16 protein-coding genes and 2 pseudogenes are annotated in these 23498 nt (G+C 74.6%); 10 read left to right on the forward strand and 8 right to left on the reverse strand.

Annotated elements, in window-relative coordinates:
• The first annotated feature begins 64 nt into the window (after nt 1–64).
• The 6 genes from JOD57_RS24445 to JOD57_RS24470 all read left to right on the forward strand — a co-directional run bounded on the left by JOD57_RS24445 (nt 65) and on the right by JOD57_RS24470 (nt 11029).
• Nucleotides 65–1402 carry a S8 family serine peptidase gene (locus JOD57_RS24445; RefSeq protein WP_204694398.1) on the forward strand — a complete coding sequence of 446 codons (1338 nt, stop codon included), beginning with the start codon at nt 65–67 and terminating at the stop codon, nt 1400–1402.
• Nucleotides 1403–1412: 10 nt separating this feature from the next.
• Nucleotides 1413–1727: a hypothetical protein gene (locus JOD57_RS24450; RefSeq protein WP_204694399.1), complete on the forward strand. Its 315-nt coding sequence runs from the start codon at nt 1413–1415 to the stop codon at nt 1725–1727.
• Between the two features lie 198 nt (nt 1728–1925).
• Complete coding sequence (locus JOD57_RS24455) at nt 1926–2390, forward strand: hypothetical protein (protein WP_204694400.1); 465 nt, start codon at nt 1926–1928, stop codon at nt 2388–2390.
• Between the two features lie 261 nt (nt 2391–2651).
• Nucleotides 2652–3467, forward strand: coding sequence for a 3-oxoacyl-ACP reductase family protein (locus tag JOD57_RS24460; protein WP_204694401.1), 816 nt, complete (start codon nt 2652–2654; stop codon nt 3465–3467).
• 42 nt (nt 3468–3509) lie between these two features.
• Nucleotides 3510–9014 carry an ATP-binding protein gene (locus JOD57_RS27160; protein WP_204694402.1) on the forward strand — a complete coding sequence of 1835 codons (5505 nt, stop codon included), beginning with the start codon at nt 3510–3512 and terminating at the stop codon, nt 9012–9014.
• 53 nt (nt 9015–9067) lie between these two features.
• Entirely contained in the window at nt 9068–11029 is a 1962-nt protein-coding gene (locus JOD57_RS24470) for a 3-oxoacyl-ACP synthase III family protein (protein WP_204694403.1), read from the forward strand.
• Between the two features lie 108 nt (nt 11030–11137).
• Here the strand turns inward: JOD57_RS24470 and JOD57_RS24475 are convergent, their stop codons facing one another.
• The gene (locus JOD57_RS24475; RefSeq protein ID WP_204694404.1) at nt 11138–12886 is read right to left on the reverse strand and encodes a PHA/PHB synthase family protein; all 1749 of its coding nucleotides are present in this window, start codon (nt 12884–12886) and stop codon (nt 11138–11140) included.
• A 122-nt stretch (nt 12887–13008) separates the two neighbouring features.
• Between JOD57_RS24475 and JOD57_RS24480 the strand changes: the two genes are divergently transcribed.
• Nucleotides 13009–14406 (forward strand): thioredoxin family protein, encoded by a 1398-nt coding sequence (locus JOD57_RS24480; RefSeq protein ID WP_204694405.1) that lies wholly within the window; start codon nt 13009–13011, stop codon nt 14404–14406.
• A pseudogene (locus JOD57_RS26560) lies at nt 14403–14927 on the forward strand (UGSC family (seleno)protein). The gene JOD57_RS24480 and the pseudogene JOD57_RS26560 overlap by 4 nt, the downstream one beginning before the upstream one ends.
• Before the next feature lie 6 nt (nt 14928–14933).
• Here the strand turns inward: JOD57_RS26560 and JOD57_RS24495 are convergent.
• Nucleotides 14934–15929: an endonuclease/exonuclease/phosphatase family protein gene (locus JOD57_RS24495; protein WP_204694408.1), complete on the reverse strand. Its 996-nt coding sequence runs from the start codon at nt 15927–15929 to the stop codon at nt 14934–14936.
• A 443-nt stretch (nt 15930–16372) separates the two neighbouring features.
• Between JOD57_RS24495 and JOD57_RS24500 the strand changes: the two genes are divergently transcribed.
• Nucleotides 16373–17434: a M4 family metallopeptidase gene (locus JOD57_RS24500; RefSeq protein WP_204694409.1), complete on the forward strand. Its 1062-nt coding sequence runs from the start codon at nt 16373–16375 to the stop codon at nt 17432–17434.
• A 10-nt stretch (nt 17435–17444) separates the two neighbouring features.
• Here JOD57_RS24500 and JOD57_RS24505 read toward each other — a convergent pair whose 3' ends face one another.
• A complete protein-coding gene (locus tag JOD57_RS24505; protein ID WP_204694410.1) occupies nt 17445–17747 on the reverse strand; it encodes a protealysin inhibitor emfourin in 303 nt (100 codons plus the stop codon).
• 902 nt (nt 17748–18649) lie between these two features.
• On the opposite strand from JOD57_RS24505, the pseudogene JOD57_RS24510 reads away from it, so the two are divergent.
• A pseudogene (locus tag JOD57_RS24510) lies at nt 18650–19096 on the forward strand (SDR family NAD(P)-dependent oxidoreductase); the annotation flags it as partial.
• A 60-nt stretch (nt 19097–19156) separates the two neighbouring features.
• On the opposite strand, the gene JOD57_RS24515 reads toward JOD57_RS24510, so the two are convergent.
• From JOD57_RS24515 to JOD57_RS24535, 5 genes are all read right to left on the reverse strand, one after another.
• A complete protein-coding gene (locus JOD57_RS24515; protein WP_204694412.1) occupies nt 19157–19663 on the reverse strand; it encodes a phosphohydrolase in 507 nt (168 codons plus the stop codon).
• Between the two features lie 74 nt (nt 19664–19737).
• Complete coding sequence (locus JOD57_RS24520; RefSeq protein ID WP_204694413.1) at nt 19738–20493, reverse strand: succinate dehydrogenase/fumarate reductase iron-sulfur subunit; 756 nt, start codon at nt 20491–20493, stop codon at nt 19738–19740.
• Nucleotides 20490–22289: a fumarate reductase/succinate dehydrogenase flavoprotein subunit gene (locus JOD57_RS24525; protein ID WP_204694414.1), complete on the reverse strand. Its 1800-nt coding sequence runs from the start codon at nt 22287–22289 to the stop codon at nt 20490–20492. Before JOD57_RS24525 ends, JOD57_RS24520 begins: the two co-directional genes overlap by 4 nt.
• Nucleotides 22289–23119, reverse strand: coding sequence for a succinate dehydrogenase subunit SdhC (gene sdhC / locus JOD57_RS24530; protein WP_204694415.1), 831 nt, complete (start codon nt 23117–23119; stop codon nt 22289–22291). Before sdhC ends, JOD57_RS24525 begins: the two co-directional genes overlap by 1 nt.
• The gene (locus JOD57_RS24535; protein ID WP_204694416.1) at nt 23116–23367 is read right to left on the reverse strand and encodes an Rv0250c family protein; all 252 of its coding nucleotides are present in this window, start codon (nt 23365–23367) and stop codon (nt 23116–23118) included. Before JOD57_RS24535 ends, sdhC begins: the two co-directional genes overlap by 4 nt.
• Nucleotides 23368–23498 lie beyond the last annotated feature (131 nt).

Consider the following 23498-nt stretch of genomic DNA (forward strand, 5'->3'; position numbering starts at 1 on the left):
GACGCGCGATCCCCACGCTCGTCGGTGTCGTAGTCCCTCACCCCAGAGACGGTGGTGCAACACCATGACCAGTCCCGGATCCCCGTCCGGTCCCACCCTGTCGACCCCGGTCGACGACCTGCTCGCGGCCGCGCTGGACAGCGGCGGCGACAGCCTCGAGACGGGCCGCTTCATCGCGACCTTCCGGGAGGACGCCGTCGACGCGGGGATCCAGTCCCTCAGCTCGAGCGGCATGCGGGTCGCCGACGCCCGCGACTTCGACCGGCAGGCCGTGTCCCTGGGGGACGTCGGTGACGCCGAGGTCCTCGTCTTCCCGGAGATCGGCGCGGCCGTGCTCAGCGGCCCCGCCGCGACGGAGCGCGGCATGACCGCCGAGACGGCCGTCGCCTCCGACAGCCCCGTCGAGGCGATCGAGCCCGAGTACTTCGTCTTCGCCGAGCAGCAGACCCTCGAGTCCCTCCGGACCCACCTCACCGACGGCGACACCGACGGCGTCTCGGAGTACCTGCGCGGCTTCGTGCAGGCGGCCGAGGTGATCGCCCGCGACCTCGGCAACGGCCGTCGGCACCAGGTGGAGGTGGGCGAGGAGGAGACCCTCGTCCTCGGCGCCACGTGGGGCCTGGTGGCCTGCCGGGTCCCGCAGAGCACGCGCAGCGGGGCCGGCGTCAAGGTGGCGGTGCTCGACACCGGACTCGACCTCGGGCACCCGGACTTCACCGGGCGGCACGTCGTGCACCAGACCTTCGTCGGCCAGCCCGTGCAGGACCTGCACAGCCACGGCACCCACTGCATCGGCACGGCCTGCGGCCCCAAGGCGCCGGCCGGCAGCACCCCGCGGTACGGGATCGGCCACCGGACCTCGGTCTTCGCGGGCAAGGTCCTGTCCAACACCGGGTCGGGGTCCACGGCCGGCGTGCTGGCGGGGATGAACTGGGCGATCGCCAACCGCTGCGAGGTCATCTCGATGTCCCTCGGGTCGCAGGCGCCGGTCCAGGCCGCCTACACGGCGGCGGGGCGGGCGGCGCTGAACAACGGGTCGCTGATCGTCGCCGCCGCGGGGAACGCCTCGGCGGCGACCGGGGCGCCGGCGAACTCGCCGACGATCATGTCGGTCGCCTCCCTCGACCGGACGCTGGCACCCTCCGCCTTCTCCAACTTCGGCAAGGTGGAGATCGCCGCTCCCGGGCGTGACGTCCTGTCCTCGGTGCCGCGGCCGACCCGGTACGGCACCAAGAGCGGGACCAGCATGGCCACCCCGCACGTCGCCGGCTGCGCGGCGCTCTGGGCGCAGCCCTCGCCGTCCCTGCGCGGGGAGAGCCTGTGGCGGAGGCTGGTGGCCACGGCCCGGCACCTGCCGCACCCGGCGGCGCGGGTCGGGGCGGGCCTGGTCCAGGCCCCGTGAGCGTGGCCGCGTGAGCGTGCCCGCGGGCCGCCGGGCCGTCCCCGGCGGCCCGCGGGTCGCCCACCGGGCGGAGGGAGTCCCCGTGGCCGGCAGCAGGCGGTGGGTGGTCACCACCGACGGGCAGCGCGACCTCGCGGAGATCGCCGCGGACCTGACCGCGCGCGGGCTGGCCGCCGAGCAGGTGCTCGACCAGATCGGCGTCATCGTCGGCGCGGCTCCCGAGGACGCGCGCGAGCGGTTGCAGGCGGTCCCCGGCGTGGCCGAGGTCGAGCCGGAGCCCCCGCCGCCGGACGTGGGACCACCGGACGCGCCGGTCACCTGGTGACCACTGCGGCCGGGTGACGTCGGAGGGGACCGCCGCCGGCCGGGTGGCGGTCCCCTCCGACGTCGGCGCCGCCGGGCGGCCGCTGGGTATCACCGGACCCCTCCGCCTCCTCTGACCGGTGTCCACCACCGCGGCCCGCCCGGGGAGCGGGTCGCCGAGGTCGACGACCGCGATCGCACGAGCGTCTGGAGGCGGGCCGTGGACACGAGCGCGCACGAGTCGTCGTCGCCGTTCCAGCGCGCCCTCGAGGCAGCCCGCGTCCTGGGGCGTGCCGACGGGCGCCTGGCGGCCGGTCTCGAGCCGGCCGGGGAACCCGCCCCGGTGGGCCCGTGGTGCCACGGGCTGGGTCCCGAGGACCTCGCCCGCCTCGTCTGGGACCTCGGGGCGGCCGCACCGGCCGGGGTCGTCCTCAACGCCCCGCTCTGGTACGCGCAGGGCTTCCGCGAGTCCCTGGCCTGCGCCCGCGCCCAGCAGCACCGCCGGGCCGTCGACGGGAGACCCCCGGCGGCGCACTGCCGGCCGCCGGCGGCGAACAGGCCGCCGTGCGCGCCGGTCTGCCACGCGCTGCCCGCACCCGTCCGCCCGGGCGCCGTCCCCCGGCGGGCGGGCGCGCGGCGCCGCGACGCCGGCGGCCCGGGGCGGCCCGACCACGGTCGTCCCTGACCCGCCGCCCGCCGTCCGGGAGCCGGTCGGCGACCACCCCCGCCGGGGACCACCCACGGCACGGCCGCCCGCCCGGCCGGCCACGGAACACCCCCGCCACGCCGGTCCGCCGCGTCGTCGTCGGACCCAGCGCGCCCTCTGCCTTGCCGTGCGGCCTCCAGCGCAGGATGCTGCCCGTACCCCGACGCCGGAGAAGACGGCGTCGTGGTCGCCCCGGTGCAGGCACGGGGGCGCACGCGTCCGAGTCCTCAGGAGGAGTCGGTGACAGCCACCCAGACACGCACGAGCAGGACCGGCGACAAGCTCTCCGGGCGGGTGGCCTTCGTGACCGGCGGTACCCGGGGCATCGGCGCGGCGATCTGCCGCAGCCTGGCCGCCCAGGGGGCCGTGGTCGCCGCGGGCTACAGCGGCAACACCGAGCGGGCCGAGATGTTCGTCCAGGACGTCACCGGGGCCTACCCCGACAGCCAGGCGACCGTGCACCGCGGCGACATCGCCAGCCCGGACGACTGCCGTCGCACCGTCGCCGAGGTGATCGAGCAGCACGGCCGGCTCGACATCCTGGTCAACAACGCCGGCATCACCGTCGACCGCACGGTGCTGAAGATGACCGACGACGACTGGCGCCGGGTCATCGACGTCAACCTCTCGGGCGCCTTCTACCTCTCCCAGGCCGCCCTCAAGCACATGATCGAGCGCGGCAGCGGGCGGATCGTGATGATCTCCTCGGTGATCGGGGAGACCGGCGGCATCGGCCAGTCCAACTACTCCTCGGCCAAGGCCGGGTTGCTCGGGCTGACCAAGACGCTGGCCCGCGAGGCCGCGATGCAGGTGCAGCGCTCCGGCAAGACCGACGGCCTGGGCATCACGGTCAACGCCGTGACACCGGGCTACACGGCCACGGAGATGCTCGAGAGCGTCCCGGAGAAGGTGCTCGACAACCTGAAGGCGAAGATCCCGCTCGCCCGGCTCGGCGAGCCGGAGGAGGTCGCCCGCGTCGTGCACTTCCTCGCCGCGGACGCCTCCGGCTACATCACCGGCCAGGTCTGGGGCGTCAACGGCGGCCTGGACATGTAGCACCCGCACCCCCGTCAGCCCAGCGATCGAGGAGAGTGCCCGGTGTTCGACCGCATCGCCGTCGTCAACCGTGGGGAGCCGGCGCTCCGGCTCATCCGTGCGGTGCGGGAGCTCAACGCCGAGCACGGCACCCGGACCCGCGTCGTCGCCCTGCACACCGAGGCCGAGCGGCGGGCGACGTTCGTGCGCGCCGCCGACGAGGCGGTGCTGCTCGACGACACCGGGGCCACCTCGCCGTACCTCGACCACGCCGAGCTGGGCCGGGCGCTGCGCGCCAGCGGCGCGGACGCGGCCTGGGTCGGCTGGGGCTTCGTCGCCGAGGACCCCGCCTTCGCCGAGCTGTGCGCCGACCTCGGCGTGACGTTCGTCGGGCCGTCGCCGGAGGCGATGCGGCTGCTCGGCGCCAAGATCGAGGCCAAGGTCCTCGCCGAGAAGGTCGGCGTCCCGGTCGCGCCGTGGAGCCACGGCCCGGTGGAGGGCCCGGACGACGGCCGGCGGCACGCCGAGGCCATCGGCTACCCGCTCATCGTCAAGGCCCGCAGCGGCGGCGGCGGACGCGGGATCCGCGTCGTCCGCTCGCCCGACGAGCTCGAGGAGGCGCTGGTCCGCACGCAGGGCGAGGCGCTGCGCACCTTCGGCGACCCGGTCGTGTTCATGGAGCGGCTGGTCGAGGGCGGCCGGCACGTCGAGGTGCAGGTGATCGCCGACCGGCACGGCACGGTGTGGGCGCCCGGGGTGCGCGACTGCTCGGTGCAGCGGCGCAACCAGAAGGTGCTCGAGGAGTCCAGCTCCCCGGCGCTGAGCCCGGAGCAGGACGCCGCCCTGCGCGAGTCCGCCGTCGCGCTCGTGCGCGCCGCCGGCTACGTCGGCGCCGGCACCGTCGAGTTCCTCTACCAGCCGGAGGAGCAGCTCACCACGTTCCTCGAGGTCAACACCCGGCTGCAGGTGGAGCACCCCGTCACCGAGGCGACCACCGGCCTGGACCTGGTCAAGCTGCAGCTGCACGTGGCCGCCGGCGGCCGGCTCGAGGGCAGCGCGCCGCCGGCGAACGGGCACGCGGTCGAGGCGCGGCTGACCGCGGAGGACGCCGAGCAGGGCTTCGCCCCGGCCCCCGGCCGCGTGGAGCTGCTGCGGCTGCCGACCGGGCCCGGCGTCCGGGTGGACACCGGGATGAGCGTCGGCGACGTCATCCCGCCGCAGTACGACTCGATGATCGCCAAGGTGATCGCGTGGGGACAGGACCGCCCCGAGGCCCTCGCCCGGCTGCGCTGCGCCCTGCAGGAGACCACCGTCGTCCTGCGCGGCGGCACCACGACCAAGTCCTTCCTGCTCGACCTGCTCGACCGCCCGGAGGTGGTGCAGGGCACCGCCGACACCGGGTGGCTGGACCGTGCCGGCACCGCCGACGGCGCCCGGCCGGCCGGCTCGGCGTGGGTGGCGCTCGTGCAGGTGGCGCTCGACCTGGCCGAGGCCGAGGAGGAGCAGGAGCGGCTGGCCTTCCTGGCCTCGGCCCGGGGCGGCCGGCCGCGGGCCCCGCACGAGGTCGGCCGCACCGTCGAGCTCGGCATGCGCGGGCAGGTCTACCGGCTGACCGTCGCCACCGTGGACCGCGACCGGCACCGGGTCGGGCTCGACGGCCGGGTCGTCGACGTCGAGGTGGACCGGCTCGGTCGCCTGGAGAGCCGCCTCACCATCGGCGGACGGCGGCACTCGGTGGTCGCCGCCGAGGCGCCCGGGTCCTCCCTCGTGGAGGTCGACGGCGAGACGCACCGGGTCAGCCGCGACGTCGGCGGCATCGTCCGCGCCCCCGCCCCGGCCGTGGTCGTCGCCGTCCGCGTCGCGCCCGGTGACGAGGTCGTGGCCGGCCAGCCGGTCGCCGTCCTGGAGAGCATGAAGATGGAGACGGCGGTGCGCGCGCCGTTCGCCGGCCGGGTCCGCGAGCTGCGCGCCGCGGTCAACAGCCAGGTCGACGCCGGCGCCCCGCTGCTGAGCCTGGAGCGGACCGGCGGGGACGTCGAGGAGGCCACCGGCGAGCGGGTGACCCTGCCGGAGGAGGCGCAGACGCCCGACGGCGACCCGCGGAGCCGGGCGCTGGCCCGGTTGGCGTCGCTGCGCGCGCTGGTCACCGGCTACGACGTCAGCGGCGGGCACGCCAAGCGGCTGGTCGCCGAGTACGCCGCCGCCCGCGACGAGCTGCCCGTCGACGACGCGCAGCTGCTGTCCGCCGAGCTCGACGTGCTGGTCACCTTCGCCGACCTGTCGGAGCTCTCCCGCAACCGGCCGGCCAGCGAGGAGGAGGAGGCCGACACCCAGGTCCACAGCCCGCGCGAGTACTTCCACTCCTACCTGCACTCCCTGGACGCCGAGCGGGAGGGGCTGCCGGAGACCTTCCGCGACCGGCTGCAGCGGGCGCTGGCCCACTACGGCGTCGAGGACCTCGAGCCCAGCGCGGCGCTGACCGAGGCGGTGCACCGGGTCTTCCTCGCCCAGCAGCGCGTCGGCGAGCAGCTGCCCGCCGTCTCGGCGCTGCTGGACCGCTGGCTGACCGCCGACCGGCTGCCGGAGGGCCCGGCGCGCGCGGAGCTGGGGGAGGTCCTCGACCGGCTCGTCGTGGCCACCCAGCTGCGCCACCCCTCGCTGGGGGACCTGGCCCGCGCCGTCCGCTACCGGTACTTCGAGGAGCCGGTCGTCCAGCAGGCCCGCCAGGAGGTCCTCGACCGGGCCCGCGAGCTGCTCGAGGCGCTCGACGAGGCCGCGGCCCGCGGGGACACCGCGGAGCAGATCCGGCGGATGGAGGCGCTGGTCGCCAGCCCCGAGCCGCTCATCCGCCTGCTGGCCCAGCGCTTCGAGCGGGAGACCACCGTCCCGGACCCCGTCCTCGAGGTGCTCACCCGCCGCTACTACCGCAGCCGCAGCCTCGAGGACGTGCGCGCGACCCTGCTCGGCGGCGACACCTGCGTCACCGCCGGCTACGACCTGAACGGCGCCCGGCTGCACCTGCTGGCGCTCATGACCGACCGGGCGCGGCTGCCCGAGGCGCTGGCGTCGGTGGCCGGCGCGCTGGCCGACGTCGCCGACCCGGCGCAGGTGGTCGTCGACCTCTACGTGAACTGGCCCGACCGCCCGGCGGACGCCGACGCCGTGTCCGAGCAGCTGCACGGCGTGCTCGTCGACGTCCCGGCGCTGCGGACCGGCCGCCGGGTCACCGTCACCGTCTGCACCCCGGACGGCGAGGCCGAGACGCTCACCTACCGGCGGACGCCGGACGGGGCCGGGCTGGCCGAGGAGCACATCGTCCGCGGCCTGCACCCGCTGACCGCGCAGCGGTTCCAGATCTGGCGCCTCAAGGAGTTCGACGGCGCGCGCGTGCCGTCGGCCGAGGACACCTACCTGCTGCACGTCACGGCGAAGGAGAACCCGAACGACGAGCGCTTCATCGCGATGGCCGAGGTCCGCGACCTCACCCCGCTGCGCGACGAGCAGGGCGAGGTCGTCGGCTTCCCGACGGTCGAGCGCCAGCTGACCTCCTGCCTGGACAGCCTGCGGCGGGCGCAGTCGCTGCGCCGGTCCCGCCGGCCGCTGGAGCACAACCGGGTCTACCTCTACGCCTGGCCGTCGATCGAGGTGCCGCTGTCCCAGGTGGCGACCTTCGCCCGCACGTCGGCGCCGCTGACGATCGGCGCCGGGCTGGACCAGATCGTGCTCCTGGCCCGGCTGCAGGAGGAGGAGGGCCGGCCCCCGCGCGACGTGGCGCTGCGCTTCTCCTACCGGCCCGGCACCGGCCTGCGCATGGACGTGACCGACCGCCCCACCCGGCCGATGCGCCCGCTGGACGACTACACCGCGAAGGTGCTCAGCTCGCGGGCCCGCGGCGCGCCCTACCCGTACGAGCTCGCCCCGCTGCTGGCCGGCTCCTCCGGCTCGTTCGTCGAGCACGACCTGGACGACGACGGCCGGCTGGTCCCCGTCGAGCGCCCGCCGGGGCAGAACCGGGCGGGCATCGTCGCCGGCCTGGTGACCACGCCGACGCCGCGCTACCCCGAGGGCATGACCCGGGTGGCCCTCTTCGGCGACCCGACCAAGGCGCTGGGCACCGTCGCCGAGCCCGAGTGCGCGCGGGTGGTCGCGGCGCTGGACCTCGCCGAGCAGCGCGGCATCCCGGTCGAGTGGTTCGCGCTGTCCTCCGGCGCCCGCATCTCGATGGACAGCGGCACCGAGAACATGGACTGGGTCTCCCGCGCGCTGCGCCGGATCATCGAGTTCACCCAGGCCGGCGGGGAGATCAACGTCGTCGTCACCGGGATCAACGTCGGCGCCCAGCCGTACTGGAACGCCGAGGCCACGATGCTCATGCACACCCGGGGCATCCTGGTGATGACGCCGGACAGCGCGATGGTGCTCACCGGCAAGCACTCCCTCGACTACTCCGGCGGGGTGTCGGCCGAGGACAACTTCGGCATCGGCGGCTACGACCGCGTGATGGGCCCCAACGGGCAGGCCCAGTACTGGGCGCCGAACCTGACCGGCGCGCTCGACGTGCTGTTCCGGCACTACGACCACACCTACCGGGCGCCGGGGGAGCGCTGGCCGCGGCCGGCGGAGACCTCCGACCCGCGGGACCGGGACGTGCGGCCCTTCCCGCACGAGCACCCGTCCAGCGAGTTCACCACCGTCGGCGACGTCTTCTCCGCCGAGGCCAACCCCGAGCGCAAGAAGGCGTTCGACATCCGCACGGTCATGCGGGCCGTCACCGACCAGGACCACCCGGTCCTGGAGCGGTGGGCCGGCATGGCCGACGCCGACACCGCCGTCGTCCTGGACGCGCACCTCGGCGGGCACCCGGTGGCGGTCCTGGGCGTGGAGTCCCGGCCGATCCCGCGGCGGGGCAGCTACCCGGCCGACGGGCCCGACCAGTGGACGGCGGGGACGCTGTTCCCCCGCTCCTCGAAGAAGACCGCGCGCGCCATCAACGCCGCCAGCGGCAACCGGCCACTGGTCGTGCTGGCCAACCTCTCCGGCTTCGACGGGTCACCGGAGTCGCTGCGCAACCTGCAGCTGGAGTACGGCGCGGAGATCGGCCGGGCCATCACCAACTTCGACGGCCCCATCGTCTTCTGCGTCGTCTCCCGCTATCACGGGGGCGCCTTCGTCGTCTTCTCCGGCGTGCTCAACGACAACATGGAGGTCCTCGCCGTCGAGGGCTCCTACGCCTCGGTGATCGGGGGCGCCCCGGCCGCGGCGGTCGTCTTCTCCCGCGAGGTGGACAAGCGCACCGGCGCCGACCCCCGCGTGCAGGAGCTGGAGGCCGCGCTCCGCTCGGCCGACGCCGTCGAGCAGGCCCAGCTGCGCGCGCAGCTGGCGACCCTCCGCAGCGCCGTCCGCTCGGAGAAGCTCGGCGAGGTCGCCGCCGAGTTCGAGGCCGTCCACGACATCGAGCGCGCCCGGCGGACGGGCTCGGTGCACGCCATCATCCCCGCCGCCGAACTGCGGCCCCGCCTCATCGCCGCCGTGGAGCGCGGCATGGAGCGCGCCGCCGCGCAGAGCTGAACCCCAGAGCTGGACCCCCCCGGAGCTGGACCCGTCCGACCGAGAGGACTGCCGTGAACGCCTTCGTCCTGAACCGGCACGGCCGCATGGTGTTCCCCTCGAACATCATGCCCGAGCTGGACTTCTCCACCATGGAGACGCTCGAGCAGCTCGACAGCGTCATCCGCCGTGACTTCGAGACCAAGGCCCCGAGCGGCACCGAGATCCTGGAGCGGGTGCAGACCGGCGCGTACGCCAGCCGGTACGACCTGATGCGCGACCTCGCGCTGAACCTGTTCTGGGCCAACCGCTTCTCGATCACCATGTACGACAAGCGGCCGACCCGCTGGGGCGACCTCCCGCGCAACCGCTCCGACGTCTTCCTGCCCGTCCTCGAGCCCTGGGAGGACGGCGAGGCAAAGGTCACCGGTGTCCAGGAGGCCTACCCCCAGCTGCCGTCGAAGTGGAACGAGGGCTGCGAGGACCGCATCTTCGACGTCCTGTTCGACGTCTTCGCCAACCGCCGGCACCACGCGTCCACGCTGCCGGCGCTCAAGCCCACGGTCGCGGAGTTCCTGGAGCAGCCGGGCAACCTGACCTTCCGGCTGCCGCGCTACGACCCGGACTACCCGGTCTACGACTACACCGACATCCTCGACGTCTCCGAGGACGTCCCCGAGCTCGAGGCGCTGCACCGCTGGGCGATGGTGCTGCACAACCAGTACCCGTGGGAGCGCTCCCAGGTGGAGTTGGCCGACGCGAGCCAGCTCAAGGACGAGGACTGGGTGGTGGCCTTCCACCCCCGCGACAAGGAGGTGCGGGCCTTCCTGCGCCGGCTGCGTGCCGGTGCCCAGCCCCGGCACGTCGCCGGGCCGCGGGAGTCCCGGCCGCCGGTCCGGCCCTACCCGGAGCTCGACGTGCGGCAGCGCTTCTCGGTGCAGCCGCGGATCGAGGCGCTGGCCGCGGTGCACGGCGACCAGGTCTGCAGCAACGACGACCTGATCCGCAACACCGCCTACAACTGGTCGCCGATGAGCGCCGACGAGATCTCCTCGAAGACCGGCATCGAGCAGCGCGAGTACAGCTCGCTGCCGCTGGAGGAGCTCGCCCTGCAGGCCGCCGAGGCGGCGCTGGACAAGGCGGGCCGGCAGCCGGAGGAGATCGGCGCCGTGCTGGTCTGCACCTGCACCAGCTCCCGGCTCATCCCGTCGCTGGCCACCTACCTGTGCGGCCAGCTGGGGATGCACCAGGTCTACGCCGCCTACGACGTCATCGCCGCCTGCGCGGGGATGCCCTACGGCGTCGCCGACGCCGTGCGGATGCTGCAGGAGGTCGAGCGGCCGGTCCTCGTCGTCTGCGTCGAGAAGTTCTCCGACAAGATCGGCAACGTCCGCACGTCGCGGATGATCTTCGGGGACGGCGCGGCGGCGCTGGTGGTCGGCCCGGCGCCCGAGGGTGCCGACGGCGACATCGACTACATGAAGACCTACGCCAGCGGCCCGGCCAGCGAGGTCAACTCGATCCTCTGGCCCAACCCGGAGTTCGACAACAACATCACGGTGTTCGGGCCGCAGGTGAAGGCGCTGGCCGGCCGCTACCTCTCCCAGATGATCGACGAGCTGGGGCAGCTGCCGGCCCCGGACGGCCGGGACGGGTCCCTGATGGACGCCATCGACCTGATCGTGCCGCACCAGGCCAACAAGACGATGGTGATCGGCCTGGCCGAGCGGGCCGGGCTGACCGCCGACCAGCTCTACTTCAACATCGAGAAGGTCGGCAACACCTCCTCGGCGAGCATCCCGCTGGCCATCCACGACGCGGTGCGCGACGGGGTGGTCACCGAGCCGGTGCGGGTCTTCGCGCCCGGGTTCGGCGCCGGCGCCGTGGCCGGGTACGCGGTCATGCGGGTCGACCCGGCCGTCGTCGCCGTCCAGTCGCCGTCCGTGCCGCAGGAGCACGGTGCCGAGCTGCCCGCCCCGGTGCCGTCCGCGGAGACCGAGTCGGCGTCCGAGGGGATGCGGCAGGCCTTCGGCTGAGCGGTCCGCGGCCGGGGAGCCCGGTTCCCCGGCCGCGGGACCGCCCGCACGCCACGACCGTCCCGGCGCGATCGCCGGGACGGTCGTGGCGTCCTGCCGGTGCCCCCCTCAGCCGGACGCGGGACGGCGGTCGCGCACGTAGGAGCCGGGGGCCGGCTCCAGCACCGGGTGCGCGGCGCTGCCCAGCGTCTCCGGTGCCGCGACCTCGTCGCCGGAGCGCTCGACCGCCCACTCCGACCACGGCTCCCACCAGCTGCCGGTGTGCTCCTCCGCCGCCGCGCGCCAGGCGTGCGGGTCCGGCCCGGGCTCCCCGCCGGTCCAGTACCGGGCCCGGGGGTTGCCCGGGGGGTTGACCAGGCTCTGGATGTGGCCGCTGGAGCTGAGCACGAAGGTGCTCGGCCCGGACAGGAGCTGGGTGGTCCGGTAGCAGCCGTCCCAGGGGGTGATGTGGTCGGTGAGCGCACCGGTCACGAACGTCGGGACGGTGATCCGGCTCAGGTGGACCGGCGTGCCCAGCACCCGCAGCGCCCCCGGCCTCACCAGCGCGTTGTGCGCGAAGACGTCGAGGAACTGCTCGTGCAGCCGGGCTGGCAGGTTCGTCCCGTCGGCGTTCCAGGCGAGCACGTCGAACGCGGGCGGGTCCTCGCCCATGAGCCACTGCTGCACCAGGTAGTTGAAGACCAGGTCGTCCGGGCGCATCCAGGTGAACATCGAGCCCATCTGCCGGGCCGTGATGACGCCCCGCCGGCGCGAGTTGCGCCGGGCGACCTCCAGCAGCCGGGGCCCGGAGAACGCGCCGAGCGGGGCCTTGCTGGAGAAGTCGAGCAGGGTCACCGCGTAGCCGGCGGCGTGCACCCGGTCGTCGCCGGTCGCGGCCAGGTGGTTCAGCGCCGTCGTCATCACCTGGCCGCCGGCGCACAGGCCGAGGGTGGTGACGTCGTCGGACCCGGTCACCTCGCGCGCGACGTCGACGGCGGTGACGACGCCGCCGGCGTACTCGTCCAGGCCCCACTCGGACTGCTCCCTGGTCGGGTTGCGCCAGCTGATCATGAAGACCTGCAGGCCCCGGCTGACCGCGTACTCGACCAGGCTCCGGCCCGGTCGCAGGTCGAGGAAGTAGAAGCGGCCGATGGGGGGCGGGACGATCACCAGGGGGCGCGTGCGGACGCGCGGGGTCGAGGGGCGGTACTGGATCACCTCCACGACCTCGTCCCGGTGGACGACGGCTCCCGGCGTGATGCCCAGGTCCTCGCCCACGGTGAAGGCGCTGCGGTCCACCTGGCGGGGCAGCCCGCCGTTGCGCACCAGGTCGTGCAGCGTGTTCCGGAGCCCGCGGACGACGCTGAGCCCGGCGGTGTCGAACGCCCGCTTGAGCGCGGCCGGGTTGCCCAGCAGGGTGTTCGTGGGCGCCATGGCGCTGGTCAGCGCGTTGAGGACGAACCGCACCTGCTCGACCTCGCGCCAGTCCGCGCCACTGGCCGCGAAGTCCGCCACGAGCCGGTCCAGGGACGCCGACGTCGCCAGGTAGGACTGGACGAGCCGGCGGTACCCCGGGTGCAGCGACCAGGCCGGGTCGGCGAACCGGCCGTCCCTGGGGGAGGGCGCGATCTCCCCGGTGCCCCGGAGGATGCGCGCGGCGTCCCGCCCGAGCCGGACGGCCTCCCGGGCCATCGGCCGGGGCTGGGTGAAGGTCGCGACCAGGCCGCGCGCCATGCCCCGCGGTGAGGGGAGGCCGACGGGCTCCCCACCCTCGACCGGGGTCGGCGGCGCGGTGTCGTCCGGCGCCGCGGCGTCGTCCGGCGCGGGACGCGGGCGGGGAGTGGTGCGCGGTCGCAGTGGTGTGGTCGTGTCGGCCATCGGGTCCCCCTCGTGTGAGGCACGTCACAGGGACGCCGACCCTAGTCCCGGCGGACCCTGGGTGTCTCCCATTGCGGCGGCACCCGCGACGGGGGAGGGCGACTGGGGCTAGGGTCGGCTGCGTGCAGCTGCCGGACGGGCTGGTCGCCGTCGTGAAGCGGGAGTGCCCGACCTGCGTCCTCGTCGAGCCGGTGCTGCGGCGGCTCGGCGCCGCGGTGTGGTGCCAGGACGACGCCGGCTGGTTCGACCACGACGACACCGGCCTCGAGGTGTCCTACCGGCTGGACGTCGAGACGGTGCCCACGCTCCTGCGGGTCGAGGACGGCGTCGAGACGGCGCGGGTGGTGGGCTGGAGCCGCGAGCAGTGGGAGGCGCTGACCGGTGTCGCCGGGCTGGGCCCGGGCCTGCCCGAGCACCGGCCCGGCTGCGGGTCGCTGTCGGTGGACCCGTCCCGGGTCGACGCGCTCGAGGCGCGGTACGGGAGCACGGGGCTGGCCAGCCGCCGGGTCGAGCTGGCCGACCTGGAGGACGAGCACGAGGCGCTGTTCGACCGCGGCTGGACCGACGGGCTGCCCGTCGTCCCGCCGACACCCGAGCGGGTGCTGCGCATGCTGCGCGGGACCACCCGCGACCCCGGTGAGGTGGTGGCCGTCGTCCCGCCGGACCTGGTCGAGTGCACCGTCGAGAAGGTCGCGGTCAACGCGGTGATGGCCGGCTGCCTGCCCGAGCACCTGCCGGTGGTCCTGGCGGCCCTGGAGGCGGCGTGCGCGGAGGAGTTCGCGCTGCACGGCCTGCTGGCCACCACCTACTTCGCCGGGCCGGTGGTCGTCGTCAACGGGCCGGTCGCCGCGCGGATCGGGATGAACAGCGGGGTCAACGCCCTCGGGCAGGGCAACCGCGCCAACGCCACGATCGGCCGGGCCCTGCAGCTGGTCGTGCGCAACGTCGGCGGCGGCCGTCCCGGCGAGGTCGACCGGGCGACGCTGGGCAACCCGGGCAAGTACACCTTCTGCTTCGCCGAGCGCGAGCACGACAGCCCGTTCCCGCCCCTGGCCGCGGAGCGCGGGGTGCCCGGTGACGCGGTGACCGTGTTCGGCGGGTGCGGGGTGCAGCCGGTGGTCGACCAGCTCAGCCGGGATCCGGGGTCGCTGGCCCGGTCGTTCGCCGCCTGCCTGCGCGTCAACGGCCACCCCAAGCTGCCGATGGCCTTCGACGCGATGCTGGTCGTCTCCCCGGAGCACGGCCGGGTCCTCCGGGAGTCCGGCTGGGACCGCGCCCGCCTGCTGGCCGAGCTCGACGGACTGCTCACCCTGCCGGGCGCCGAGGTGGCGCGCGGGGCCGGCGGCATGGCCGAGGGGGTGCCGGCGGCGCCGGCGGGCGCCGGCCTGCCGAAGTTCCGGCCGGGCGGGCTGCTGGTCGTCTCCGCCGGCGGCGACGCCGGCCTGTTCAGTGCCGTCGTCGGTGGTTGGGTGGGCGGCGCGACGGGCAGCGTCCCGGTGACACGGGAGGTGCGCGCATGAGGACGGTCCTCGACCCCACCGGCGAGCGGCAGGCGCCGGCCCGGGCACCGCTGCCACGCCCGTCCTCGCTGGGGGACCGCACCGTGGGGCTGCTCGACATCGGCAAGGCCCGCGGCGACGTCGTCCTGGACCGGCTGGAGGAGCTGCTCCGCGCGGACGGCGTGACGGTGCGCCGCTACCGCAAACCGACGTTCGCGCGGGTCGCCCCGGTCGACCTGCGGCACGAGATCACCGAGCAGTGCGAGGTGGTCATCGAGGCACTGGCCGACTAGGGCTCGTGCACGTCGTGCAGTGTGCACGACATCGCCGACCTCGAGCGTCGCGGCGTGGTGGGGGTCTTCCTCGCCAGCGAGGCGTTCGCCGACGCCGCCCGGCTGCAGGGCGCGGCCCTGGGCTTCCCGGCGCCGTTCGTGCTGGTCCCGCACCCCGTGCAGGACCGCACGGACGCCGAGCTGCGACGGGTCGCCGAGGACGCCTACCCGGCGGTGGTGGCCGCGGTGACCGCCGCCGCCCCGGCGTGACGGGTCTCAGCGCAGGCTGACCTCCGCGACGACCTGGCCGTGGTCGGAGACGACGCGACCGCGCCTCTCGTCACCGAGCTGGCTGTCGAAGAGGTGGTCGTTGAAGTACCGCAGGGTGCTCACCTCGCCGATGCGGTCCGGGTTGCGGTCGTGGAACTCCTGGCTGACGAGGACGTGGTCGAGGGTCTCGTAGTGCCCGTTGAAGACGTGCGTGTAGCTGATGTCGCGCCCGACCCGCCGGGCGTTCATCTCGTACGTCGAGTAGAGGAGCCGGTCCCAGTAGGCCCTCCGGTCGGCGGCGGCCCTCGGCCAGGACCGCGAGGGCGCGTCGCCCATGACGATGTCCGTGGAGACCGCGCGGGCGGCGTCGTTGAGGTCGCCGAGCACGAACGCCGGCCGGGCGTTCCCGACGACCTCGTCGAGGACGAGGAAGCGCAGGGCCGCCGCCTCGGCGGCGCGGCGGACGAGCGCCCGCGCCTTGCCCAGGGCCTCCTCGCGGGGGTCGTGCTCCGGCGCCTGCGGGTCCCGGATGGGCCGCTTGGACTTCAGGTGGGCGACGAACACGGTCGCCGGCGTGTCCAGCGCCGGGTCGAGGACCACGCGGGCACGCAGGACCGGGCGGCTGAACGTCCCGACGGGGAGACCGACGCCGTCGACGACCGCGTCCAGCCCGTCGGGGAAGTCCACGACGGTCGAGACCGGCTCGGCGAGGGGCAGCCGGGTGGCCAGGCCCAGCCGGGGGCCGCTGACCCCGTCGGCGCCCGGAGCCACCACCGTGGCGCCGTCGAAGCGGCCCGACCGGCCGCAGACGTCGCGCAGCGCCTCCTCGTGGAAGACCTCCTGGAAGCCGACCAGGTCCGCGGCCATGCGGCGCAGCTGCCCGGCGGTCCAGGCGGCCTTCTCCTCGTACTCGGCCACGGAGTACGGGGCCTCGTCGGGGTAGTAGCGCTCGCCGGGCCGGGCGAGGTTGAGCACGTTGAAGGTGCCGATCCGGACGTTCATGCCCAGACCTCCGGGGGTCCGCTGCGGGGGAGGGGTGACCTCGGCGCGAGGGTCCGGGTCGCCCGTCACGGCGTCGTCACGGGTCCGTCACGCCCGGGCCGGGGGCGGCTCGACGACGTCCGCCCGGGCAGCGACCGGAGCGAGGCGTCGAGGGACCCCCACCACACGGCCGTGACGGCCCGGATCCCGGCCGGCGACAACCCGACCGGCGTCGCGGTGACCCCGGACGGGCGCCGGGCGTCCGTCCCCTCCTTCGAGCCGCCGGTGCCCGGTCGCGGCGGTCGGCCGGTGGGCCGGTCGGTGACGCGGTCGTGACGCCGGCGTGACGTCGTCCCCGCGATCCTCCCCGGGCGGTCCGGGGACGGCCCCGGACCGTCCCCACCGAGCGGGTGCGCGCACCCCGGTCGGCGGGTCCGTCCCCGCCAGTCGCAGGAGGCTCCTCCATGTCCGTCCCCAGCAGCCACGTGCGGTGCTCGTTCGTGCCCCCCGCCGTGATCGAGCACCTCGCGCGGTCGAGCAGCGTGGACACCCCTGACCCGGGCGCGGCGCAGCGCACCGCCGTGCTGACCCAGCAGCTGCGCGACCTGCGCCAGAGCGCCTCCCCGGACCTCCCGTCGGCGCGGACCACGGTCGTCTCGCCGCGGCCGACCAAGGGCGACCGCGCGGTCTACGACGACGAGAACACCGCGAACTTCGACGTGCAGCTGGTGCGGGGCGAGGGGGACCCGGCCGTCGAGGCCCGCAACGTCAACCAGGCGTACGACTACGCGGGGGCGGCGCGGGACTACTTCCGCACCGAGCACGGCCGCGACTCCATCGACCACAACGGGATGACCGTCACCGTCAACGTGAACTTCGACGTGGACTTCCTCAACGCCTTCTGGGACGGCGTGCGGCTGGTCCTGGGCAACGGTGACGGGGAGGTCTTCGTCGACTTCGCCGCCTCGCCCGACGTCATGGGGCACGAGCTGTCCCACGGAGTCGTGCAGTTCACGGCCAACCTGCAGTACAAGGGGCAGTCCGGCGCGCTGAACGAGTCCTTCTCCGACGTGTTCGGCAGTCTCATCGAGCAGCGGGTCCGCGGTGAGGACTTCGACTCGGCGAACTGGCTGATCGGCGACGAGATCATGGCCGAGGGGCTCTACGGCGAGGCCCTGCGCTCGATGGCGCACCCCGGCAGCGCCTACGACAACGCGCTGCTCGGCAAGGACCCGCAGCCGGACCACATGAGCGGGTACTACGACGGGCCCAAGGACAACTACGGCGTCCACATCAACAGCGGCATCGTCAACCGCGCCTTCTACCTCACCGCGTCGGAGCTGGGCACCGACAGCGCCGGCCGGATCTGGTACGCCGGCCTGCAGAACCTGTGGCCGACCGCCACCTTCGCCGACGCGGCCCAGGTCCTCAGCGCGCAGGCGCGCATCCTCGCGCGGGACCGCAAGGTCGACCGGCAGGCGGCGCAGGCGGTCCGCGGCGCCTTCCGCACCGTCGGCATCCTGTAGGCGCAGGCGGCTACGTCCGCTGCAGCACGAAGCGGATCAGCGGGCGCAGCTGCTCCGGCACGTCGGGGTCGCGGGCGTGCAGGTGGACCGACCTCCCGCCGATGGAGACCACGACGTCGTACTCGAAGGCGTCGGGCACCGACCGGGCCGGGGCAGGCGCGCGCCCGAGGGCCTCGAGGTCGAGTCCGCCGACCAGGTCCCGGAGCCGGCCGGCCTCCTCGGCCGGCAGCGACCCGGTGTCCGCGGACCGGTGCGTGACCAGCCCGCCGAGACCGCCGGTGCGCTCGACGTCGACCTGCACCCGTTCCTCCACGGCCGGACCGCCCTCCTCGACGCGCCGTCCCCGGCGGCTGGGTACCCGGGGACGCCGGTGCCGCACCGCCGGACCCCGGCCGGAGACCGGGGCGGCGCGGGCGGGGACGCGGCGACCCGGTTTGCCGGCCGGCCACGCCGGGAACCCGAGCGGGGTCGCGTCGGCGAACCCCCGGAGTGCCCGTGTCGGTCGTCCCGTCCTCCGCCGTGGGGCAGCACACCCGCACGCTGGACGTCCGTTCGTCGTGCTGGTCGTGTGGCGCGGCGGTCGTCCGGCGCGTGCAGCGTCGCCACCGGCACCACCGGCACCTGGCGTGGTCCTGCCCCGACTGCGAGACCTCCTGGTCGGGGCCCGCCGAGCGACCCTGACGCCGCACCGGGCCCCGGGCCGTGCGGGGGCCGGCGGTCCGGTCACCAGCGCAGGGGCTCGACCCGCCGGGAGTGTGCGGTGCGGCAGGCCCGGCAGTTGCCCCACGCGACGAGGGCCAGCGGTGTGGTGGGGGCGCCGCACTCCGGGCAGTCGACCGGCTCGGCCGACCGGGTGCGGGCCTCGGTGATCTCGCGGGACCGTTCCTCGTGGATGGTCTCGTCGCCCCGGCAGGGGCACCCGAGATGGGCTTCGGCGCAGCGTCCACGGTGTGTGGTGATGGGGCCTCCTCGGTCCGACACCGACGCTACCGTCCCCCGGCCCCGCCGACGCCCAGGTCAGGCGAGTATCTGCCCCCCGGCGGCCGCGGCGGCCGAGCCGGAGGACGCCTGCCGGGCTCCGCGGGCCGTCCGCAGCGCGGCGGTGCCCCGCCCGCCGCGGGTTGACGTCGTGGTGACGCCCCGTCCGCACCATGGCGGCGACCGCACGGGCCGCGACGGGCCCGCGGCCGGTGCCGGTGGGGGCGGGGGAGCGGCGCGGTGCTCACCGTCTGCTCGGTGTCCGGCGTCGTGCCGATGCCGCGGATGGCGACGTACGCGGCCTCGAAGGCCGCGCTGCTGTCGTTCACCGAGGCCCTGCACGCCGAGTGCCGCCCGCACGGGGTCGCGGTCACCGCGCTGTGCCCGGGGACCGTCCCGACCGAGTTCATGGACCTCGCCGGCCTCGGCGCGGCGATCGACCAGGTGCCCGCGTGGGCACTGGACGACGCGCGCCGCGTCGCGGAGCGCGGGCTGGACGCGCTGGCGCGCAATCGGCGCGTCGTCGTCCCGTCGGCCCCCTACCGGGCCTCTGCGCTCCCGCTGCGGCTGCTGCCGCACGGGGTGCTCTTCGGCCTGCTGCGGCGCGGCTCGCCGTTCCCGGACCGCTGGCAGGAGGCACCCGGCGCCGCCCGCGAGCCGGCACCGCTGTCGCCGACGACCTGAGCAGGGCTGTGCGGGGGAGCGCGCCCTGGGTTCCCTCCCGACGCCGGTGGGGCGGCGCGGTCAGGCCAGGATGCGGCGCCCGTTGGCGTCAGCGGCCTCCGCGGCGAGCAGGATCCGGCGGGCCGGGCGGTAGCGCCCCTCCCGGAGGGAGCGGGCCTTCTCCGGGTCCGTCCGGGCCAGTTCGGTACTGGCGGCGAGGTCGTGCCTGTTCTCGGCCAGCTCCACGAGGCGGCCGAGCGGGTGGGCGGCGGCGCGGCGGATCGAGCCGGAGATGTAGAGCTCGCCGGGGCGCCGGGTGACCGCGTCGATCGCCTCGACGACGACCTCCGGGACGCCGAGGGCGCGCAGCCGGTCCAGGTCGTGACGGCGGGCCGGGTCCGGGTGGTCCCTGGTGTCCTCGACGATGTCGTGCAGGACGCCCGCCATCTCCGCGTGCGCGCCGTAGGGGCGCAAGGCCTCGGCGATCGGCCGCAGGTGCGCGAGGTAGTAGTCGCGTCCCTGCGCGTCCACCTGACCCTCGTGCGCCTGCAGCGCGAGCAGGTGCGCGTCGGGAACGGTGAAACCCACGGACCCGAGGCTAGGCGCCCCGCCCGGGTCCCGGTGGGGCCACACCGGTCGGCTCGAGCGGGAGGTGGTCGCGGTCACTGCCGCGGGCGTCGCCCGATCTTCGACCCGAGCCAGGTGAGCGGGTCGTACCGGCGGTCCACCACCCGCTCCTTGAGCGGGATGATGCCGTTGTCGGTGAGGTGGATGCCCTCGGGGCAGACCTCGGTGCAGCACTTGGTGATGTTGCAGTAGCCGAGCCCGAACTCGTCCTGCGCCGCGCCCCGCCGGTCGCGGACGTCGAGGGGGTGCATGTCCAGCTCGGCCAGCCGGATCAGGAAACGGGGTCCGGCGAAGACCGCCTTGTTCTCCTCGTGGTCGCGGATGACGTGGCAGGTGTCCTGGCAGAGGTAGCACTCGATGCACTTGCGGAACTCCTGCGACCGCTCGACGTCGACCTGCTGCACCCGGTGGTTGCCGTCCTCGTCGCGCGGTCGCGGCGTGAAGGCCGGGATCTGCGCGGCCTTCGTGTAGTTGAACGACACGTCGGTCACCAGGTCGCGGATGACGGGGAACGTCCGCATCGGCGTGACCGTCACCGTCTCGTCCTCGCCGAACGTGCTCATCCGCGTCATGCACATCAGCCGCGGCCGCCCGTTGACCTCCGCGCTGCAGGACCCGCACTTGCCGGCCTTGCAGTTCCACCGGACGGCGAGGTCCCCGACCTGGGTGGCCTGCAGCCGGTGGATGACGTCGAGCACCACCTCGCCCTCGTTGACCGCCACGGTGAAGGTCTGCAGGTCGCCGCCGCCGGCGTCCCCGCGCCAGACCCGGAACGTCGCGTCGTATGTCACGCCGGGACCTCCTCGAAGATCTCGGCGAGCTCGTGGGGCATCTGCGGGAGGGGTTGCCGGGTCAGCGCCACGGAGCCGTCGGGGGCGCGTGAGCACACGAGGTTCGTCCTGGCCCACTCGGCGTCGGTGGCCGGGAAGTCGTCGCGGGTGTGCCCACCCCGGCTCTCCTCGCGCTCGAGGGCGGCCTTCGCGATGCACTCGCTGACCAGCAGCATGTGCGGCAGGTCCAGCGCCAGGTGCCAGCCGGGGTTGTACTGCCGGTGGCCCTCGACCGACAGGTCCGCCACCCGCTGCCTGAGCGCGGCGATCCGCTCCAGGGCCTGCTGCACCTCCGGCGCGGTGCGGATGATGCCGACGAGGTCGTGCATCGTCTGCTGCAGGTCGTGCTGCACGGTGTAGGGGTTCTCGCCGCCCTCCCGCTCGAACGGCGCCAGCGCGGCCCGTCCGGCGTCGGCCAGCGCGTCGTCGTCCAGGGCGATCCGGCCCGTGCGCTGCAGCGCGTGCTCCGCGGCGGCCAGCCCGGCCCGCCGTCCGAACACCAGCAGGTCCGACAGGGAGTTGCCGCCCAGCCGGTTGGACCCGTGCATCCCGCCGGCGACCTCACCCGCGGCGAACAGGCCCGGGACGCGGGCCGCCTGGGTGTCGGGGTCGACCTCCACCCCGCCCATCACGTAGTGGCAGGTGGGCCCGACCTCCATCGCCTCGGCGGTGATGTCGACCTCGGCGAGCTCCCGGAACTGGTGGTACATCGACGGCAGCCGCTTGCGGATGTACTCCGCCGACCGGCGCGAGGCGATGTCGAGGAAGACGCCACCGTGCGGGGTGCCGCGCCCGGCCTTCACCTCGCTGTTGATCGCGCGGGCGACCTCGTCGCGGGGCAGCAGCTCGGGCGGGCGCCGGTTGTTCCGCTTGTCGTCGTACCAGCGGTCGGCCTCCTCCTCGGTCTCCGCGGTCTCCTTGCGGAAGAAGTCGGGGATGTAGTCGAACATGAACCGGTTGCCCGCGGAGTTCCTCAGCACGCCGCCGTCGCCGCGCACGCTCTCCGTCACGAGGATCCCGCGCACCGACGGCGGCCACACCATCCCGGTCGGGTGGAACTGCACGAACTCCATGTTCACGAGCGTGGCGCCGGCCTGCAGCGCGAGGGAGTGCCCGTCGCCGGTGTACTCCCAGGAGTTCGAGGTGACCTTGTAGGACTTGCCGATGCCGCCGGTCGCCAGCACGACCGACGGCGCCTGCCAGGCCACGAACCGGCCGGACTCGCGCCAGTACCCGAACGCCCCGGTGATGCCGTCGGCATCCGTGAGCAGCCGGGTCACCGTGCACTCCATGTACACGTCGATGCCGAGGGCCACGGTGCGCTGCTGCAGCGTGCGGATCAGCTCGAGGCCGGTGCGGTCGCCGACGTGGGCCAGGCGGGCGTAGCGGTGCCCGCCGAAGTCGCGCTGGCTGATCAGGCCGTCCGGCGTGCGGTCGAACAGCGCGCCCCAGTCCTCCAGCTCGCGGACCCGGTCCGGCGCCTCCTGGGCGTGCAGCTGCGCCATCCGCCAGTGGTTGAGCATCTTCCCGCCGCGCATGGTGTCGCGGAAGTGCACCCGCCAGTTGTCCTCGGGATAGAGGTTGGCCATCGCCGCCGCGATGCCGCCCTCCGCCATGACCGTGTGCGCCTTGCCGAGCAGCGACTTGCACACCACGGCCGTGCGCGCCCCCGACTCGGAGGCCTCGATCGCGGCCCGCAGCCCCGCACCGCCCGCGCCGACGACGACGACGTCGTACTCGTGCCTCTCGAGATCCATCAGAAGAACCTCAGATCGGAGATCGTGTCGGTGGCGAGCAGCAGCACGTACAGGTCGGCGAACGCGACGCCGAAGAGCGACACCCACGCGTACCGCACGTGGGAGGCGTTCAGCCGCGACGCGAGCGTCCAGACCCGGTAGCGCAGCGGGTGGCGGGAGAAGGAGTTGAGCCGACCGCCGACGATGTGCCGGCAGGAGTGGCACGACAGCGAGTACAGCCACAGCAGGGCCGCGTTGGCCAGGAGCACCAGCGTGCCCAGACCCATGTGACCCCAGGCGCCGGTCTCGTCGCGGAAGGCGAGGACGGCGTCGTAGGTGAGGACGACGTTGAAGAGCAGGCCCAGGTAGAAGAAGTAGCGGTGCAGGTTCTGCCCGAGCAGGGGCAGCCGCGTCTCACCGGTGTACCGCCGGTGCGGCTCGGCGACCGCGCACGCCGGCGGCGACAGCCAGAACGAGCGGTAGTAGGCCTTGCGGTAGTAGTAGCAGGTCAGCCGGAAGCCCAGCGGCACGACGAGGATGTAGATCGCCGGGGAGATGAAGGCCGGCCCGGTGAACAGCTCGGGGAAGGTGTCGCCCTCGCAGGCCGTGGTGATGCACGGCGAGTAGAACGGCGAGATGTAGGGCTCGGCGAAGTAGTGCGCGTTCTGGAAGGCGCGGAACGACGAGTAGGCGATGAACGCCACCAGCGCCAGCACGGTGAGCAGTGGCTGGACCCACCAGCGGTCGGTGCGCAGCGTCCGCGCGCCGATGGCCGCACGGCCCGAGGTGTCCGTGCCGGTCCTGCGTCCGGGGGTGGCCGCCCCGGCTCCGCGTGGCGCGGTGGTGGTCACCGCCGCGTGCGGCCGGACCCGCCGATGCCCTCGTCGTCGCCGTCGCCGTAGACGACCGCGAACGGCTCGTGCGTCGCGCGGGCGTGCGCGCCGCACAGGAGGTTGAGGTCGTCGCGCAGCCGGGCGACGTCCACTCTCAGCCTGCGCGAGTCCACCGTGTCACCGAAGTGTCTCGCCAACGGTGCGCACGCCTTCTCCAGGGCGTCGACCGCTCCGCGAGCCGCCGCCACGTCCTGTTCCAGGGACATCGCCGCCTCCAGACCCCTGCTGGCGCTGCCGGGATGGGGCAGTCGACCACGGACCCGTCGCGGAGGAAAGGGGCTCCGCTCCGCCGTCTGCGGCTGCTCGACGGGGGCGTGATCAGCCGGGCCGTCCGGCC

It is taken from the genome of Geodermatophilus bullaregiensis, assembly GCF_016907675.1.
GTDB lineage: Bacteria > Actinomycetota > Actinomycetes > Mycobacteriales > Geodermatophilaceae > Geodermatophilus > Geodermatophilus bullaregiensis.

Bases quoted from the DNA above. Each gene is read 5' to 3' on its own strand.
- JOD57_RS24445 (WP_204694398.1), top strand. From the start codon at position 65: ATGACCAGTCCCGGATCCCCGTCCGGTCCCACCCTGTCGACCCCGGTC.
- JOD57_RS24475 (WP_204694404.1), bottom strand. From the start codon at position 12,886: ATGGCCGACACGACCACACCACTGCGACCGCGCACCACTCCCCGCCCG.
- JOD57_RS24495 (WP_204694408.1), bottom strand. From the start codon at position 15,929: ATGAACGTCCGGATCGGCACCTTCAACGTGCTCAACCTCGCCCGGCCC.
- JOD57_RS24500 (WP_204694409.1), top strand. From the start codon at position 16,373: ATGTCCGTCCCCAGCAGCCACGTGCGGTGCTCGTTCGTGCCCCCCGCC.
- JOD57_RS24525 (WP_204694414.1), bottom strand. From the start codon at position 22,289: ATGGATCTCGAGAGGCACGAGTACGACGTCGTCGTCGTCGGCGCGGGC.
- JOD57_RS24535 (WP_204694416.1), bottom strand. From the start codon at position 23,367: ATGTCCCTGGAACAGGACGTGGCGGCGGCTCGCGGAGCGGTCGACGCC.